This window comes from Acinetobacter sp. YH12106 (assembly GCF_013418995.1).
GTDB lineage: Bacteria > Pseudomonadota > Gammaproteobacteria > Pseudomonadales > Moraxellaceae > Acinetobacter > Acinetobacter pseudolwoffii.
This window is the reverse complement of record NZ_VPAV01000002.1, coordinates 15,266-31,182: the sequence shown is the minus strand read 5'-3', so window position 1 is coordinate 31,182 and position 15,917 is coordinate 15,266. Positions and strand designations below refer to the sequence as shown.

Sequence of the window (15,917 nt, the reverse complement as noted above, 5' to 3'; positions counted from 1 at the left end):
GAGCTTAGAGAATCTGGAGTTAAAAAGAAAGGCCCTTTTGGGCCCTTCTTTTAAGTCAAATCCAGCTTATTCAACTGATTTTTCATCATTTTCGATCAGCAGTTTATTGCCAATCGGAATTTGGCGCGGCAATTTCTCTTCTGGAATGATACGTTGCAAGTCAATGATCAATAGACCATTTTCATAATCTGCCTGTTGTACTTCAATATATTCATCCAGACGCAAAGACAATTTAAATGTACGTCGTGCAATGCCTTTGTGCAAGAATTCGGTATGGTCATTGCTCTGGTTTTCAGGCTTACCTAAAATGGTCAGTAACTTATTTTCCAGACGAATGTCGAGTTCTTCTTGACGGAAACCCGCAGTTGCGACCACAATCCGATAATTATTTTCGCCATGCTTTTCGATATTATACGGGGGATAATTCGGCGCATCACTTTGCATGGCATAGTCAATAAAGTCATTCAAGCGATCAAAACCGATACTACGACGAAACAGAGGATGAAGATTTAAGTTGCTCATGATTAGAACCTTCTCGATTAAGCAAAGTTATAAAAACAAGAAAATAAGATCTGTCATGTCAGACATCGACAGTACATAAGATTGACGCAATCCTTATGCACAAATAAATATGTGTCTGCTGTAAAAATTTTCAAGATAAAAAATAAAAAAATACATGAATTTTTATTAAGATAATGATATTTATATAAAAATATTTTTGAAATACAGGCTTGTTGTTTCTGGCTGAATCCTCTATGTTGAATGCATCATGGCATAGATAAAGTGCAGGGAGTATTAAAAAAATGATCGATTTATATTATTGGGGCACCCCCAACGGCCATAAAATTAGCATTGCTTTGGAAGAAATGGGGCTGAAGTATCAAATTTTTCCGATTAATATTCTGGAAAATGATCAGTTCCAGTCTGACTTTCTGGCTATTTCTCCTAACAATAAAATTCCGGCGATTGTCGATCAGGAAGGGCCAGATGGCCAGCCGATTTCAATCTTTGAATCGGGTGCGATTTTGCAGTATTTAGGTCGTAAAACCGGCATGTTCTATCCGACAGATGAAATCAAACGTATTCAGGTAGAACAATGGCTGATGTGGCAAATGGGTGGACTAGGCCCGATGCTTGGGCAAAATCATCACTTTAGCCGTTTTGCGCCTGAACGTATCGCCTATGCCACCGAGCGTTATGTCAATGAAAGCAAACGTCTGTATGGCGTGTTAAACAAGCAGCTGGTCGGGCAGGATTATGTGGCTGGTGAATATTCGATTGCTGATATGGCGATATTCCCGTGGTTGTTGCGACACGACTGGCAGCAGATTAATCTGGCAGATTATCCTGAAGTGGCTAAATATATCGATCGCTTGAATGCACGTCCTGCGGTTCAGAAAGCGCTTGCTATACAGGTCAGTTAAGCTGCAGCCTTTATGCTAAAATAGCCTTAAATAAATAAAGCCACCCTTAAGGTGGTTTTTTATTGGATGGATATATGAACGATTTTCTTCTGAATTTTACCAAGATTGTTGAAAGCAATACCCGAATTTACTGGAGTATTCTCTTCGGTATTGCTGCATGTTTAGTGCTTTATATTGCTGAAATTGTACATATTGATCAGGTAATTGCTGCTCTCAATACCAAAGATCAGCAGATTTTGCGTGCAGCGATTGAACCCATTACCCAGCAGTATAAATGGGGACGGATCATGGCAATGGTGGCAGCAGTACTGTGGTCCAGCTGGGAATATAGCAAAGCCAAGAAAAAACTGCGTTTAAGCCATTAATACTGGCATGAGCCTGTTTCTGCTCTTTCTATCAGCCTTCGGTGCAGCGACATTACTGCCTTTACAGTCTGAAGCTGTGCTGCTTGGTCTTTTGGTACAGGCAAGCCATAGTGTGGCACTGTTAATTGCGGTGGCCAGTCTGGGGAATATTCTGGGTTCCTGTGTCAACTGGTATCTGGGGCTTAAAATCGAGCATTATAAAAATAAAAAATGGTTTCCAGTGTCAGAAGACAAGATGCTCAAGGCACAAATGATATATCAGAAATATGGCTATTGGTCTTTGCTGCTGAGCTGGGTGCCTATTATTGGAGATCCAATTACTTTAATTGCAGGACTACTGAAAGAAAACTTTGCCCGATTTTTGCTCATTGTCAGCCTGGCGAAAATTGGACGTTATCTGTTTATTTATGCGGCTTTTGCCCTGTTCTAAACCTGAAGCGATTTTTCTGATTCCGTTTTGCGCACTATTTTTAAAGTGAAATTATAAAATCATCCTGTTTAAATTCGCTTATTGGATGAAGATGCTTTTGTTTTAAACAAAGATGCTTTAGAATACTCGCTCCCTTACCTGCAGGTCGTTTTGTAATGGTGCAAACGAGCCGAACAGGTGTTCAAAAGAGGTTGTTATGCCTAAGATGAAAACTCGCCGTGGTGCAGCTAAACGCTTTAAAGCGACTGCTAACGGTTTTAAGCGTAAACAAGCGTTCAAACGCCACATTTTGACCAAAAAATCTGCTAAGCGTATTCGTCAATTGCGCGGCTGTGTAATGGTTCACGTAAGTGACGTTGCTTCAGTTCGTCGTATGTGCCCGTACATCTAAGGAGATTATAAATGGCTCGTGTAAAACGTGGTGTACAGGCTCATCGCCGTCACAAAAAAATTCTTGCTCGCGCTAAAGGTTACTATGGTGCTCGTTCACGCGTTTACCGCGTAGCGTTCCAGGCGGTAATCAAAGCTGGTCAATATGCATACCGTGACCGTCGTCAGAAGAAACGTCAATTCCGCGCTTTGTGGATTGCACGTATCAATGCTGGTGCACGTCAAAACGGTTTGTCATACAGCCGCATGATTTCTGGCTTGAAAAAAGCTCAAGTAATCATTGACCGTCGCGTTCTTGCTGACATCGCTATGCATGACGCAGTTGCGTTTGCTGCGATTGCTCAAAAAGCAAAAGATGCGTTGGCTGCATAAGTCTTTATGACTTGAAAAAAGACCGCCATTTGGCGGTCTTTTTTTGCCTGAAAAATGGGAAATAGCTAATGCGCGATTTTCGTGAAATATGGTCGCCCATCGATCAGACTAAAAAAGTTAAGTTTGCGAATAACGACATCGATACTATTTCAGAAAAATGGGCTGAAACTAATACTGTAATCTGCTTGAATTTAACCTTTTATTCCCATCTTTACTGATCAATAAAAAGAGCATTATCTCGAGCGCTGAGTAAAAAATAATTGCGGTTAAATTCAAATAATCGAAAAAATATCAAACCCTAGTTGAGTCGAGATTCAATTGTTTGATGGATGATCAAAACTCATCGCGAAAACCGACAGCATTATTTCAAGCTCATCTCTGCTGTCGAATATCGACATATCCACTGGATTCGGCTAAGTTTTATCCAAGAAGTTAATATTTTCTTGCTGAAATCTTAAAGACCAAAATAGTAGCCAATCAGACAGATAATCACGGTAATCACAATCAAGGTCAGTACATTTGCAGAATTAGATTTGCCCGGATTTTGAGGTTTTTCCGCTTTAGATATTTTGGGCGAACGGTGTTCGGTACTCATACCCACAAATGGGTCAGGCGCAACTTTTGGGGTGAGCTGTGCAGTTTTATAGTGGTTGGCAACTTTGCTGATGAATTTGGCACTTAAATCATCAATTTTTTGTGAAAAGTGGCGTAAATTGAGCTGCTGATCTGGGCTCAGGACTTCACCATCTGACGTATAGGGATGTTGAATTTTAGTTTGAATAAACTCATTTAAGGCATCTAGCCGGTATAAAGTCTGATGCGCATAATCAGCTGAATAGTCGGTCGGAATCACGGCCAAATGACTTTCTGTATCTGCCTGAATTGCCGGTATCGTGCCGTAGTATGGAAGATTGGTATACGCCGGTTCTATAAAATCTTGAGCTAGGCTGCTTTCAAATAACTCATAATTGGTATAAGCCTGGATATCATCCCAGTTCGGTGCTTCCAGATCTGTGTCAATACGCTTGGCCAGTTTGGGATTCAGCTCATAACACCAGAATGTTTCATGACGTAAAGGGGATTGCTGCGATTTAGGCGCTTCGTAATCATTGTCTGCGCTATACCATTCCGGCAATTCTTTGCCAATAATCCAGGCAGTTTTGGCTTTGGCACCATGGCTGACGATAAAATGCGCCAGAGGTAGCAGCTCGACATTGGCATTCGGATTTTTTTCATCAACCAGTAAATCCGAGCGATGCAAGCTCAGTCGGCGAACCCCTTGTTTTTTCAGTCCTTCCAGCCAAATCTGAAAATGCTGGGCCAATAGGTGCTGTGACATCAGATCCCGGAAGGCAAACTGATGCTGATTAAAAATGGAATGTTGAATCCAACGATTGAAACTCAGGTCCTGAGTCAGATACTCATTGCCATAAGTGACCAAGGTCAGCTGCTGTTTCCAAATTTGATCGAGTGCCATAGTGATTTGATCTGATTGATATTGTGTTTATCTTATACTTTTTATATTTAATCATGCCAATCTAATTTTCCTTAAAACGTATCTTCATCAAAGTGTCTAAAAACTGTTAGAATGTGGGGTTTTAAAATATTTTTTAACCTGTTGCTTTGAGAGTTACTATGTCACTGGAAGCCCTGACCACTGAAGCGCTCGCTGCGATTGCAGCAGCAGAAGACCTTGCTGCACTTGATCAAGTACGAGTGCAATTTACGGGGAAAAAAAGCCAGCTCGCGGAACAATCTAAGTCGCTTGGTAAAATGGATCCTGAACAACGTAAAGTCTTCGGTGCACAAATCCATGCTGTGCGTGAAGCCATTACCGCTGCATTAACATCACGTCAAGCTGAACTGCATAAAGCGGCGTTAGAACAAAAATTGGCAAGCGAAACCATTGATATTACCTTGCCAGGTCGTGGTCAACAGGTGGGCAGTATCCACCCTGTGACCCAGGTACAAGAGCGTATTTGTCAGTTCTTTACCAAAGCCGGTTTTACGGTGGCCACTGGTCCTGAAGTTGAAGATGACTATCATAACTTTGAAGCGCTGAATATTCCGGGGCATCACCCGGCGCGTGCCATGCATGACACCTTTTACTTCGATGTAAATCATTTGCTACGTACGCATACGTCTGGTGTACAGATCCGTACGATGGAAACACAACAGCCACCGATCCAGATCGTGTGTCCGGGCCGTGTCTATCGTTGTGACTCGGATCAAACCCATTCGCCAATGTTCCATCAGATCGAAGGTTTGTATGTGGCTGAAAATACCAGCTTCGCAGAACTGAAAGGTTTGTTGATTAACCTGCTGAATGAATTCTTCGAAAAAGATTTGAAAGTACGCTTCCGTCCATCTTATTTCCCGTTCACTGAGCCGAGTGCTGAAGTGGATATCATGGATGAACGCGGTCGCTGGTTAGAAGTTTTGGGCTGCGGTATGGTGCATCCAAATGTGCTACAAGCTGCCGGCATTGACCCTGAGAAATACAAAGGCTTTGCTTTCGGACTGGGCGTAGAACGTTTTGCGATGTTGCGCTACGGTGTGAACGACTTACGTATGTTCTTCCAGAATGATGTGCGTTTCTTACGCCAGTTTGCTTAAAACTTTTTATTTAATCCTCTCCTAACCTCTCCTTTAAGAAAGGAGAGGTACTCCACGAAATAAATGGGGTTCTCCCCCTTAGAAAAAGGGGGAGTCAGAGGGGGATTCTAGAGATTTGAATTACAGGTTTTATATCAATGAAAATTAGCGAAAATTGGCTACGCACATGGGTCAACCCAGCCATCGATAGCGACAAGCTTTCTGATCAATTGACCATGTTGGGTCTTGAAGTTGATGAACTTGCTCCTGCAGCAAAAGCATTTACAGGCGTAGTGGTTGGTGAAGTTCTGACAGTAGAACAGCATCCGGATGCAGACCGTTTACGTGTGACCACTGTGAATATCGGTACAGCTGAGCCATTACAAATCGTCTGTGGCGCGCCAAACGTACGTGCAGGCATGAAAGCGCCTGTAGCAACCATTGGTGCGGTATTGCCGGGTGATTTCAAAATCAAGAAAGGCAAGCTACGTGGTATGGAGTCTCAAGGGATGCTGTGCGGCGCTTCTGAGATTGATCTCGAAGATAAAATTGACGGTCTGTTAGAGCTACCAGACGACGCAGCTGTGGGTGTCAACATTCGTGAATATCTGGATCTTGATGACAATGTGATTGACATCAGTATCACGCCGAACCGTGGTGACTGTTTCAGCATTCGCGGGATCGCACGTGAAATTGGTGTGATTAACCAATTGCCAGTGACTGCGCCTGAAATTAAAGAAGTGACTGCAACCATTGCTGATGAAAAGCAGGTTGTAGTCAGCACTGAAGGCTGTCCACGTTACTTAGGTCGTGTGATCAAAAACGTCAATACCAAGGCAGCGACTCCTGTATGGATGGAACGCGCATTAGCACGTTCAGGTATTCGTCAGCACAGTATTCTGGTCGATATTACCAACTATGTCTTGATGGAGCTGGGTCAACCGCTACATGCATTTGATGCTGCTAAAGTGCAAGGCGCAGTCCATGTACGTCAAGCCACTGCGGACGAAAAACTTGTGCTTTTAAACGAGCAAGACGTTGAGCTTTCTGACAACGTGATGGTGATTGCGGATGACGAAAAAGCATTGGCGATTGCCGGTATCATGGGTGGCCTGTCTTCAGCAGTCAGTGATGCAACCACTGAAATTTTCCTGGAATCTGCTTTCTTCGCACCATTACATATTGCCGGTCGTGCCCGTAGCTTTGGTTTACATACGGATGCCTCACAACGTTATGAACGTGGTGTGGACTTTGAATTGCCATTAATTGCAATGCACCGTGCATCTCAGCTTATTTCTGAGCTGGCTGGCGGTGAATTTGGACCAATCACCGTGGCGGAAAAAGCTGAACTTTTGCCAAAACGTGATGCGATTGAATTAAACCAAGCTCAAGTCGATCAGTTATTAGGTTATAAAGTTGAAAGCGATTTTATTACTGATGCCTTGACACGCCTTGGTTGTACGGTGATGGTAAAAGCAGAAGGCGAATGGTCTGTAGTTCCGCCATCACATCGTTATGATATGGTGATTTATCAGGATTTGATTGAAGAAGTTGCACGTATTCATGGCTATGACAACATTCAAATCAGTCTGCCTGTGATTGATGTGAAGTTGGCAAAATACCAGGATCAGTTTGAACTGGGTCAACTCCGTCAAACGGCGGTGACTTTAGGCTATCAAGAGGCGATCAGTTTTAGCTTCGCTGACTTGAAGCTTGAAAAGCAACTTAATTCCAGTGTGAATCCATTAGCATTAGCAAATCCAATTTCAAGTGATTTGGCTGTCATGCGTTCTACCTTGTTGTCTAGTCTGATCCCTTGTGTTCAGTACAATGTTAATCGTCAGCAAAGCCGTGTACGCTTCTTTGAACTGGGTTTACGTTTTGACTATCAGGAAGCCAGCAGCATTCATGATTTAAAACAGATTCCAACCTTTGCGCTGATTGCAACCGGTTCACGTCATGTTGAATCTTGGCATGCTAAACCTGCTGCAATGGACTTCTTTGACTTTAAAGGTGATGTAGAAGAAATTCTGGCTGCCGGCCGTGTCAAAGTAGAATATGTACGTTCAGAGCGTAGCTGGTTACACCCAGGTCAATCCGCAGAAATTCTCGTGAATGGTCAATCAATTGGTTACCTAGGGCGTCTACATCCTTCTCTGGAAGACGAGCTTGATCTGGCAACGACTTGGGTGGCAGAATTGGATCAAACGGCTGTTTTGCAAACTTATGTATCTAATTTTACAGAATTATCACGTTTTCCATCGGTTCGACGTGATATTGCGCTTTTAATTAGTGATAAGATTAATGTTAGCGAAATTCAGGGACTTATCGAAAAAACAGGTGGGGAACTTTTAGACTCGACGTGGTTATTCGATGTGTACACTGGACAAGGAGTAGAAGAAGGGAAACGCTCACTGGCATTTGCACTTCTCTGGCAGCATCCAAGCCGTACACTGGAAGATGCTGAAATTAAATCAGGTATGGATAATATCCTTCAAGTGTTAGAAAACACTTACCAAGCGACATTGAGGGCTTCATGACAGCACTAACTAAAGCAGAAATGGCTGATCATTTAAGTGAGCTCACGAGTTTAAACCGTCGTGAAGCAAAACAAATGGTTGAGTTGTTTTTCGATGAGATTAGCCAAGCGCTGATCTCAGGCGAACAAGTAAAACTTTCGGGTTTTGGTAACTTCGAGTTGCGTGATAAGCGTCAACGTCCAGGCCGTAATCCTAAAACGGGTGAAGAAATTCCGATTTCTGCACGCCGTGTGGTGACCTTCCGTGCGGGACAGAAGTTCCGTCAACGTGTGGGAAATGAGCAGATCAACTGATCTGCTTTTTTTTAAATTCTGTTATTTTTCTAAATTTCAGTTTTTAAAATAAAAAAAAGAGAGCTCAAGGCTCTCTTTTTTTGTACTGAATAATCTAAAAGATTATTGAGCAGCAGCTTCAGAAGCAGCAGTAGCGTCAGCAGCAGCGTCAACAGCAACAGCAGCAGCAGCGTCAGCTTCAGCAACAGCAGCGTCAGCTTCAGCAACAGCAACTTCAGAAGTAGCTTCTACAGCAGCAGCGTCAGCAGCAGCTTCAGCTTCAGAAGCAGCTTCTACAGCTTCAGATGCAGCTTGGTTAGCGTCAGCAGCAGCGTCGTCAGCTTTTTTAGCACAACCAACGAAAGCTAGAGTAGTAGCAACTGCAGCAGCAATAGCGATTTTTTTGAATAACATGGCATCACTCTCTAAAAATTGAGATTAAAAAAAACCTAAGTTAGTCTGTTAAGTGCTTTTATTGTTCCTAATTGTGTTAGGGACTAACAACGCAGGAGCAGTCTAACTGGTCTGCAAATATGCTATCACTGCGCCTTTTTAATTGCTACTAGCAAGACTCAAAAAAGTACTGAAAAATGCTAAAAAATCATAAGTTTTTAACAGAAAATAACAATGGAATGAAACATTTAGATTGGAGAAAGGCTTGTTAAGTTTTTAAAAGTTATACAATTTTTAATTTGATTATTTTATTAATCAAAAACTTAAAAATAAGTTTACATAAATGAGGCTCGATTGTTTCATTGTGTAATTTATGTCAACCTAAAAAAAGGCCACCGCTTAGGTGACCTTTCATTTGAAATTTTAATTCGAGGCTTTGCGTTTCATCTGATCAAAGAAGTCATCATTGGTCTTGGTTTCTTTCATACGATCCAGTAAGAACTCCATCGCTGCCAATTCATCTTGAGTATGCAGCAGCTTACGCAGAATCCAGACTTTGCGCAGATTGTCTTCTGACATCAGGCGTTCTTCACGGCGAGTACCAGATTTCTTGATATTCATCGCAGGGAAGACACGTTTTTCAGCAATACGGCGATCCAGAGTAATTTCCTGGTTGCCTGTACCTTTGAATTCTTCGTAGATCACTTCATCCATCTTGCTGCCTGTTTCAATCAGGGCAGTAGAGATAATGGTGAGTGAACCACCTTCTTCAATATTACGTGCAGCACCGAAGAAACGTTTAGGACGTTCTAATGCATGCGCATCTACACCACCGGTCAAAACCTTGCCTGATGAAGGAATCACCGTGTTATACGCACGTGCCAGACGGGTAATCGAATCCAGTAGAATCACCACATCTTTTTTGTGCTCAACCAGACGTTTGGCTTTTTCAATCACCATTTCAGCGACTTGAACATGACGTGCAGGTGATTCATCAAAGGTCGACGCAACCACTTCACCGCGAACGGTACGTTCCATTTCGGTGACTTCTTCTGGACGTTCATCAATGAGAAGCACAATCAGAATAGCTTCTGGGTTATTACGAACAATCGATTGCGCAATACTTTGCAGCAACATGGTTTTACCGGCTTTTGGTGGTGCCACAATGATTGAACGTTGACCTTTACCAATCGGTGCCACCAAGTCGATCACACGTGTGGTTAAATCTTCAGTGGTACCATTACCGAGTTCCATCACCAGCTGTTCAGTCGGGAACAATGGGGTCAAGTTTTCGAATAAGATTTTATTACGTGAATTTTCAGGGGTGTCGTAGTTAATCTGATTAACTTTAAGTAAGGCAAAATAACGTTCGCCTTCTTTTGGTGGACGAATAGTGCCAGTAATGGTGTCGCCAGTACGTAGGTTAAAACGACGAATTTGAGAAGGACTGACATAGATATCGTCAGGGCCTGCTAAATAAGAACCTGCGGCTGAGCGTAAAAAGCCAAAACCATCTGACAAAATTTCTAGAACGCCATCACCAAAAATCTCTTCGCCATTCATTGCATGACGTTTTAAGATGGCAAAAATAATGTCTTGCTTGCGGTTACGAGCCATACCTTCAAGGCCCATAAACTCGGCAATCTTGATGAGTTCGCCAATCGGTTTTTTCTTGAGTTCGGTTAAATTCATAGGTGGTCAGATAGAATCAAAGTTCTGAGGTACAGGTTAGAAAGGGAGTAACATTCGGCCGCATACAAGCATTCAAACGAAAGCAATTGAATTTGCAAAAGAACAATTCAGAGATCTGTTTGAGTGTTTCAAAGAAAAATGTGAAAAACAATTTCTATTGCCGAGCGGCATCTTATGTAATGTGTCTTGTAAGAAATTGGCAGGATTTAAGATCCTTTATCTCTTGAGTAGCAAATATAAGAGAAAATGTCGGCTTTGTCAATTTATAGCCGAAAAAAATACGCGATTGTCAGTCGCGTATTTTTTACTGAAAATGCTGGGCTTAGATATTGTCATCAATAAACGCAGTCAGTTTAGATTTTGGCGCAGCACCCACTTGAGTTGCAACAACTTCACCATTTTTGAACATCAACAAAGCCGGGATATTACGGATGTTGAAATTTACGGCAGTTTGTTCGCAAGAAGTTACGTCAACTTTCACGATTTTAACTTTGCCCTGGTATTCATCAGCAAGCACTTCTAGTACGGGTGCAATTGCTTTACATGGTGCACACCAGCCCGCCCAGAAGTCGACCAGTACAGGTACGTCTGATTGAAGAACGTCTGCTTCGAAGTTTGCGTCAGTAGTGTTTACGATGTTGCCAGACATGGAATGTGCTCCAGATTAATATTTTAAAGATAACTAATTATTAGTATTACATAGCCATCTTTAACAATGTAGGGGAATCTGTAAATTTTCAATGCTTAATGTTATTTTGTCTAATGGATGATCACGATAGTGATGATCGTGTCTCACTATTGTTCTCCATATAAAAAAGAATCATGCATCAAATTGTCGCTACAAATGGCTTTTAAATTGCATGCATGTGAATTACTCTAAGCACAATTCGTTAAAGGTTTATTTCCGGAATGTCTGACTTTTTGATTGATGAAGAATTACTTGCCGCCATCGATATGGGATCAAATAGCTTTCATTTGGCCATCGCACGTGTAGATCATGGCGAAGTTAAAAAAGTGGCATCAATGTCAGAAAAAGTTCAGCTTGCCGCCGGACTCGATGAAAATAAAAATTTAACCGAAGCTGCACAGCAACGGGGTTTGGCCTGTCTGGCACGTTTTGTCGGACGTTTAGGTGCAGTTCAGCCAAATCGTTTACGGATTGTGGCGACCAATGCCTTGCGTCAAGCCAAAAATGGGCATGAATTTATTCAAAAAGCTGCAGAAATTCTACCCAAACCAATCGAAATTATTGCCGGCCGTGAAGAAGCCCGTCTGATTTATCTCGGGGTTTCGCATACCATGGCCAACAGTGGTCGTCGTCTGGTGGTTGACATCGGTGGCGGTTCGACTGAACTGATTATTGGTGAAGAGTTCGAGCCGATTCATACTGAATCGGTGCAGATGGGCTGTGTCGCCTTTACCAAGGCTTATTTTCAGGATGGTGAGATCAGTGCCAAAGCTTTTGATAAAGCGGTTACTGCGGCGCGTAAAGAAATCTCCGGAATTGCCAATACCTATAAAGAAGCCGGCTGGGATGCGGTGGTCGGTTCCAGTGGCACGATCAAGGCCTGTCGTCAGATTTGTATCAATATGGGCTGGAGCAATGACAAAGAACAGCTCACCCGTGAAGGCCTGGAAAAACTCAAAGACAAACTGCTCAAATATAAATATGTCTCGGATATGGAATTCGAAGGTCTCAAAGAAGACCGCCGCGCGGTATTGCCGGCTGGGATTGCCATTCTCTATGCTGTGTTTGATGTGCTCGGAATTAATCATCTGGTTTATTCGGATGGTGCGCTGCGTGAAGGCGTGATGTATGACTTGCTTGGCCGTTTCAAGCATGAAGATATCCGTGATCGTTCCGTACATGCCCTGATTGGTCGTTATAATGCCGATGCCAAACAGGCCGAGCGTGTGGTCCAGACTGCACAAAAACTGTTTAATGACGTGGAACATGAACTGGGCCTGACGATAGAGGATAGCGATCTGTTACGTCGTGCTGCCTATCTGCATGAGATTGGTTTGGCGATCAGCCATAGTGGTTATCATCGTCATGGTGCCTATTTATTACAACACTCGGATATTGCCGGTTTCTCACAAGTCGACCAAAATCATTTGTCACATTTGGTCGCACACCATCGCCGCAAATTGCGCGTTGATGCCAAGCATGATGTGATGAAAGTCGGTGGATCGAAACTTTTATGGTTATGTTTGCTGCTTCGTCTGTCGGTTTTGGTCAATCACAGTCGTAGTGATGAGATGCTTCCTGCCATTGAACTTAAGGTTGAAAATGCGCAACAATGGCAGCTCAGCGTGTCTGGTGATGCCCGACAATGGCCATTGCTGGTTGCTGAACTGCATGATGAACAGCAGCAATTTAAAAATTGGGAGATTGAACTCTCGATTCAATCCGAACAGTTTGTTAATTAATACCTTTATAGGGATGAAAACGGTTAACCTATGAAAAATAAAGCGACTCCATCAAAAGCATGGGCGACAGTGCAGATTGCACGTCATCCGGAACGTCCACAATTTCTGGACTATGTGGGTGAAATATTCACTGAATTTGATGCTTTACATGGTGACCGCCTATATGGTGATGATGGTGCGATGATTGGTGGTCTGGCGCGTTTTGATGGTCAACCGGTGATGATCGTCGGTCAGCATCGTGGTCGTAGTACCCGTGAAAAATTACAGCACAATTTTGGCATGAGTAATCCTGAGGGTTATCGTAAGGCGCAGCGTCTGTTAGACATGGCTGAACGTTTTAATCTGCCAGTCTTCACTTTTATTGATACCATGGGTGCTTATCCTGGTGTTGGTGCAGAAGAACGTGGTCAGGCTGAAGCCATTGCCACCAGTCTGGCGCAGCTTTCTAATTTGAAAGTACCGGTGATTGCAACTGTACTCGGTGAAGGCGGTTCAGGTGGCGCACTGGGTATTGGTGTGGCAGACCGTGTGGTGATGCTGTCTCACAGTATCTATTCAGTGATTTCACCTGAAGGCTGTGCATCGATTCTTTGGAAAACTGCCGAAAAAGCCGAACAGGCCAGTGAAGCCTTGGCGCTGACTGCAGAAAAATTGCAGAAAATGGGCATTGTAGAATATGTGGTGGATGAAGGTGAGGGCGCTCATTTAAATCCGGATCATGTCATGAACAGCTTGAAAGCAGTGTTAAAAGAAGCTTTGAATGAACTGCAACCAATGGAAGCGCAAGCACGATGCGAAGCACGTTACCAACGTTTAATGAAGTTTGGCAGCGACAATTTAGGTCTGGTTTCTTAAAACAGCTGCAGGGCTTTCCTGCAGAGACAAAATTTCTCATCGGGTGCAGTGGCGGCGTGGATTCTATGCTGCTACTGCATCTGATGTTTTTTTTATGCCCGGAAAAAGTTCGGGCGATTTATGTCGATCATCAATTACAAGTTTTCAGTGCAGATTGGGGTAAGTTTGTGGCTGATCGATGCCAGCAACTGAGTATTCCCTGCATCATCCAGCCGGTTCGGGTCGAAAATGGCAATCTGGAACAGCAAGCGCGTCATTGCCGTTATCAGGCTTATTTACAACATTTGCAAACGGATGAAATTCTGGTGTTGGCGCATCATCAACAGGATCAGGCAGAAACCTTAATGCTACGTTTATTGTCTGGTGCTGGCGTGGATGGTTTGGCGGCCATGAAACAGGTTGATGTACGTGAAAATCTCACCATTTGGCGGCCACTGCTGGATATTTCCCGTGAGCAGATTTGCCAATGGGCAAAACACTTAAATATTCAAAATATTGAAGATCCGAGCAATGCTGATACCCATTATGACCGGGCCTGGGCACGCCAGACCTTGTGGCCAGTTTTGAGTGAACGTTATCCGAAAATGCAGTCTGCGCTGGTACGCACCAGTGAACTGATGCAAGATGCCCAGGAAATTTTGCAAGAAGTATTACAACAAGATTTACAGGCGTGTGGAACCGATACGCAACTTGATTTGTCTAAACTTCTACAACTGTCAAGATCACGGCAACGCCAGTTACTCTCCGCCTGGATGAAAGGCGAAGCGCAGTATCGCCCCTCTTTAGATATGGTCGAGCGTCTGCAACGCGAGGTAATTCATGCCAAACCCGATGCGCAGGCGGCCTTACACTGGAAAGATTATTACTATGTACGCTATCAGCAGCAACTATATCGTTTGACAGAAGAGGTTTATTTGGCCGAGCAGCAACAGCTTCAAACTGGCCTAAAAACCTTGAAAATTGCGTTAAAAGATCATGTGCAGGTCTTGTCCGGAAAATATGTCATTGAATCTGCAAAGGTGGGTTTATCCACAGCATTATTGCAGCAGCCCTTATACTTGCAGCAGCGTCAGGGGGGTGAAAAGATCCATCTCTATGGTCGTGTTGGCGCCTGGCCGCTGAAAAAAGCCATTCAGGAAGCGCAAATATTTCCTTGGGTTCGGCATACTATTCAAATATTAAGCACAGATAATGTTATGCTAGGCGTGTTTACCCCTAAAGGATTTTGGTTGGCCCAATCTGCATATTGTGAAGCAGGGGGATGGCTGCCGATTTCGGTTTCTTCAACTTTAGAACTCAACAACGAGCATTAAACATGAGTGCAGCTTTAAATTGTAATATTAGTTTTATTGGTGGCGGTAATATGGCCCAAGCCTTAATTGGCGGCCTGATTTCGCGTGGTTTGCCAACAACACGTATTACAGTTTCTGATCCGGTCGAACAAGTCCGTGCCTTACTTGCGGAAAAAGAAATCAATGTGACCGATGATAATAGCGCTGCAATTCAGGATGCAGATATTGTGGTGTTTGCGGTAAAGCCTCAAGTTTTGGCACAAGTGTTACAGCCTTTAAAAGGTCTGGTCAATGATAAGCTGATTATTTCCATTGTTGCCGGTGCGGAAATAGCGACATTGGCAAGCTTATTGGGGACAGCGCGTATTGTACGGGTCATGCCGAATACGCCAGCCTTGGTACAAACCGGGGCGCATGGTCTATACGCCCATGAAGATGTAGAAAATAGTGACCGTGATTTGGCCAGTCAGGTTTTAGCCTCTACGGGCTTGACCATTTGGGTGAATTCAGAAGCGCAAATTGATGCGGTGACTGCTGTATCGGGTTCGGGGCCGGCTTACTTTTTCTATATGATGGAAAGTATGATTCGTGCGGGCAAAAATTTAGGGCTGGATGAAAAAGTGGCTACGGCGCTGACCTTGCAAACGGCTTTAGGTGCGGCACAAATGGCGATCACCAGTTCGAACACCCCAGCCGAGCTGCGTAAAAATGTGACCTCTCCAAATGGAACGACACAGGCAGCCCTTGAAGTCTTCGATCGCGCCCAGATTTCTCAAAATATTCAGGCCGCACTTGCCGCTGCACAAAAACGCAGTCAAGAACTGGCACAAGAGCTCAGTGAAAGCAGCAAATCTTCAGTTTAATTTT

The 15,917-nt window shown here is 43.5% G+C and carries 17 protein-coding genes; 12 read left to right on the top strand and 5 right to left on the bottom strand.

Going from position 1 to position 15,917, the window contains the following annotated elements:
- Positions 1-66: 66 nt before the first annotated feature.
- Positions 67-522, bottom strand: a complete 456-nt coding sequence (locus FTU45_RS02560) for an Hsp20 family protein (RefSeq protein ID WP_005095791.1) — start codon at positions 520-522, stop codon at positions 67-69.
- 281 nt (positions 523-803) lie between these two features.
- Between FTU45_RS02560 and FTU45_RS02555 the strand changes: the two genes are divergently transcribed.
- The 5 genes from FTU45_RS02555 (at position 804) to rplT (ending at position 2,981) form a co-directional block, all read left to right on the top strand.
- Positions 804-1,424, top strand: coding sequence for a glutathione binding-like protein (locus FTU45_RS02555; RefSeq protein WP_005095793.1), 621 nt, complete (start codon positions 804-806; stop codon positions 1,422-1,424).
- Between the two features lie 74 nt (positions 1,425-1,498).
- The gene (locus FTU45_RS02550) at positions 1,499-1,789 is read left to right on the top strand and encodes a hypothetical protein (protein ID WP_005095794.1); all 291 of its coding nucleotides are present in this window, start codon (positions 1,499-1,501) and stop codon (positions 1,787-1,789) included.
- A 7-nt stretch (positions 1,790-1,796) separates the two neighbouring features.
- Entirely contained in the window at positions 1,797-2,219 is a 423-nt protein-coding gene (locus FTU45_RS02545) for a YqaA family protein (RefSeq protein WP_005095796.1), read from the top strand.
- 196 nt (positions 2,220-2,415) lie between these two features.
- Positions 2,416-2,610, top strand: a complete 195-nt coding sequence (gene rpmI / locus FTU45_RS02540) for a 50S ribosomal protein L35 (RefSeq protein ID WP_004278281.1) — start codon at positions 2,416-2,418, stop codon at positions 2,608-2,610.
- Positions 2,611-2,621: 11 nt separating this feature from the next.
- Entirely contained in the window at positions 2,622-2,981 is a 360-nt protein-coding gene (gene rplT / locus FTU45_RS02535) for a 50S ribosomal protein L20 (RefSeq protein WP_005095799.1), read from the top strand.
- A gap of 454 nt (positions 2,982-3,435) precedes the next feature.
- On the opposite strand, the gene FTU45_RS02530 is transcribed toward rplT, so the two are convergent.
- Complete coding sequence (locus tag FTU45_RS02530) at positions 3,436-4,458, bottom strand: hypothetical protein (RefSeq protein WP_100355716.1); 1,023 nt, start codon at positions 4,456-4,458, stop codon at positions 3,436-3,438.
- Between the two features lie 158 nt (positions 4,459-4,616).
- Here FTU45_RS02530 and pheS point away from each other — a divergent pair, with 158 nt between their 5' ends.
- The 3 genes from pheS (at position 4,617) to FTU45_RS02515 (ending at position 8,409) form a co-directional block, all read left to right on the top strand.
- Entirely contained in the window at positions 4,617-5,597 is a 981-nt protein-coding gene (gene pheS / locus FTU45_RS02525; protein ID WP_005095803.1) for a phenylalanine--tRNA ligase subunit alpha, read from the top strand.
- Between the two features lie 137 nt (positions 5,598-5,734).
- Entirely contained in the window at positions 5,735-8,116 is a 2,382-nt protein-coding gene (gene pheT / locus FTU45_RS02520) for a phenylalanine--tRNA ligase subunit beta (RefSeq protein WP_180075863.1), read from the top strand.
- On the top strand, positions 8,113-8,409 hold the full coding sequence (locus tag FTU45_RS02515; RefSeq protein WP_004783565.1) for an integration host factor subunit alpha: 297 nt from the start codon (positions 8,113-8,115) through the stop codon (positions 8,407-8,409). The genes pheT and FTU45_RS02515 overlap by 4 nt, the downstream gene beginning before the upstream one ends.
- 102 nt (positions 8,410-8,511) lie before the next feature.
- Here the strand turns inward: FTU45_RS02515 and FTU45_RS02510 are convergent, their stop codons facing one another.
- The 3 genes from FTU45_RS02510 to trxA form a co-directional block, all read right to left on the bottom strand.
- Positions 8,512-8,802, bottom strand: coding sequence for a hypothetical protein (locus tag FTU45_RS02510; protein ID WP_180040483.1), 291 nt, complete (start codon positions 8,800-8,802; stop codon positions 8,512-8,514).
- A 402-nt stretch (positions 8,803-9,204) separates the two neighbouring features.
- Positions 9,205-10,473, bottom strand: a complete 1,269-nt coding sequence (rho, locus tag FTU45_RS02505; protein WP_005095808.1) for a transcription termination factor Rho — start codon at positions 10,471-10,473, stop codon at positions 9,205-9,207.
- A 322-nt stretch (positions 10,474-10,795) separates the two neighbouring features.
- Positions 10,796-11,122: a thioredoxin gene (gene trxA / locus FTU45_RS02500; protein WP_004278266.1), complete on the bottom strand. Its 327-nt coding sequence runs from the start codon at positions 11,120-11,122 to the stop codon at positions 10,796-10,798.
- Positions 11,123-11,382: 260 nt separating this feature from the next.
- Here trxA and ppx point away from each other — a divergent pair, with 260 nt between their 5' ends.
- Genes ppx through proC form a run of 4 tightly spaced genes read left to right on the top strand, consistent with a single transcriptional unit; the run spans position 11,383 to position 15,913 of the window.
- Entirely contained in the window at positions 11,383-12,903 is a 1,521-nt protein-coding gene (gene ppx, locus FTU45_RS02495; protein ID WP_074384073.1) for an exopolyphosphatase, read from the top strand.
- Positions 12,904-12,933: 30 nt separating this feature from the next.
- Positions 12,934-13,758 carry an acetyl-CoA carboxylase carboxyltransferase subunit alpha gene (locus FTU45_RS02490; protein ID WP_005095813.1) on the top strand — a complete coding sequence of 275 codons (825 nt, stop codon included), beginning with the start codon at positions 12,934-12,936 and terminating at the stop codon, positions 13,756-13,758.
- Positions 13,695-15,071, top strand: coding sequence for a tRNA lysidine(34) synthetase TilS (tilS, locus tag FTU45_RS02485; RefSeq protein ID WP_100534577.1), 1,377 nt, complete (start codon positions 13,695-13,697; stop codon positions 15,069-15,071). The genes FTU45_RS02490 and tilS overlap by 64 nt, the downstream gene beginning before the upstream one ends.
- Before the next feature lie 2 nt (positions 15,072-15,073).
- Positions 15,074-15,913 (top strand): pyrroline-5-carboxylate reductase, encoded by an 840-nt coding sequence (proC, locus tag FTU45_RS02480; RefSeq protein ID WP_005095818.1) that lies wholly within the window; start codon positions 15,074-15,076, stop codon positions 15,911-15,913.
- Positions 15,914-15,917: the final 4 nt, after the last annotated feature.

Bases quoted from the DNA above. Each gene is read 5' to 3' on its own strand.
- FTU45_RS02560 (WP_005095791.1), bottom strand. From the start codon at position 522: ATGAGCAACTTAAATCTTCATCCTCTGTTTCGTCGTAGTATCGGTTTT.
- FTU45_RS02555 (WP_005095793.1), top strand. From the start codon at position 804: ATGATCGATTTATATTATTGGGGCACCCCCAACGGCCATAAAATTAGC.
- FTU45_RS02550 (WP_005095794.1), top strand. From the start codon at position 1,499: ATGAACGATTTTCTTCTGAATTTTACCAAGATTGTTGAAAGCAATACC.
- FTU45_RS02545 (WP_005095796.1), top strand. From the start codon at position 1,797: ATGAGCCTGTTTCTGCTCTTTCTATCAGCCTTCGGTGCAGCGACATTA.
- rpmI (WP_004278281.1), top strand. From the start codon at position 2,416: ATGCCTAAGATGAAAACTCGCCGTGGTGCAGCTAAACGCTTTAAAGCG.
- rplT (WP_005095799.1), top strand. From the start codon at position 2,622: ATGGCTCGTGTAAAACGTGGTGTACAGGCTCATCGCCGTCACAAAAAA.
- FTU45_RS02530 (WP_100355716.1), bottom strand. From the start codon at position 4,458: ATGGCACTCGATCAAATTTGGAAACAGCAGCTGACCTTGGTCACTTAT.
- pheS (WP_005095803.1), top strand. From the start codon at position 4,617: ATGTCACTGGAAGCCCTGACCACTGAAGCGCTCGCTGCGATTGCAGCA.
- pheT (WP_180075863.1), top strand. From the start codon at position 5,735: ATGAAAATTAGCGAAAATTGGCTACGCACATGGGTCAACCCAGCCATC.
- FTU45_RS02515 (WP_004783565.1), top strand. From the start codon at position 8,113: ATGACAGCACTAACTAAAGCAGAAATGGCTGATCATTTAAGTGAGCTC.
- FTU45_RS02510 (WP_180040483.1), bottom strand. From the start codon at position 8,802: ATGTTATTCAAAAAAATCGCTATTGCTGCTGCAGTTGCTACTACTCTA.
- rho (WP_005095808.1), bottom strand. From the start codon at position 10,473: ATGAATTTAACCGAACTCAAGAAAAAACCGATTGGCGAACTCATCAAG.
- trxA (WP_004278266.1), bottom strand. From the start codon at position 11,122: ATGTCTGGCAACATCGTAAACACTACTGACGCAAACTTCGAAGCAGAC.
- ppx (WP_074384073.1), top strand. From the start codon at position 11,383: ATGTCTGACTTTTTGATTGATGAAGAATTACTTGCCGCCATCGATATG.
- FTU45_RS02490 (WP_005095813.1), top strand. From the start codon at position 12,934: ATGAAAAATAAAGCGACTCCATCAAAAGCATGGGCGACAGTGCAGATT.
- tilS (WP_100534577.1), top strand. From the start codon at position 13,695: ATGCGAAGCACGTTACCAACGTTTAATGAAGTTTGGCAGCGACAATTT.
- proC (WP_005095818.1), top strand. From the start codon at position 15,074: ATGAGTGCAGCTTTAAATTGTAATATTAGTTTTATTGGTGGCGGTAAT.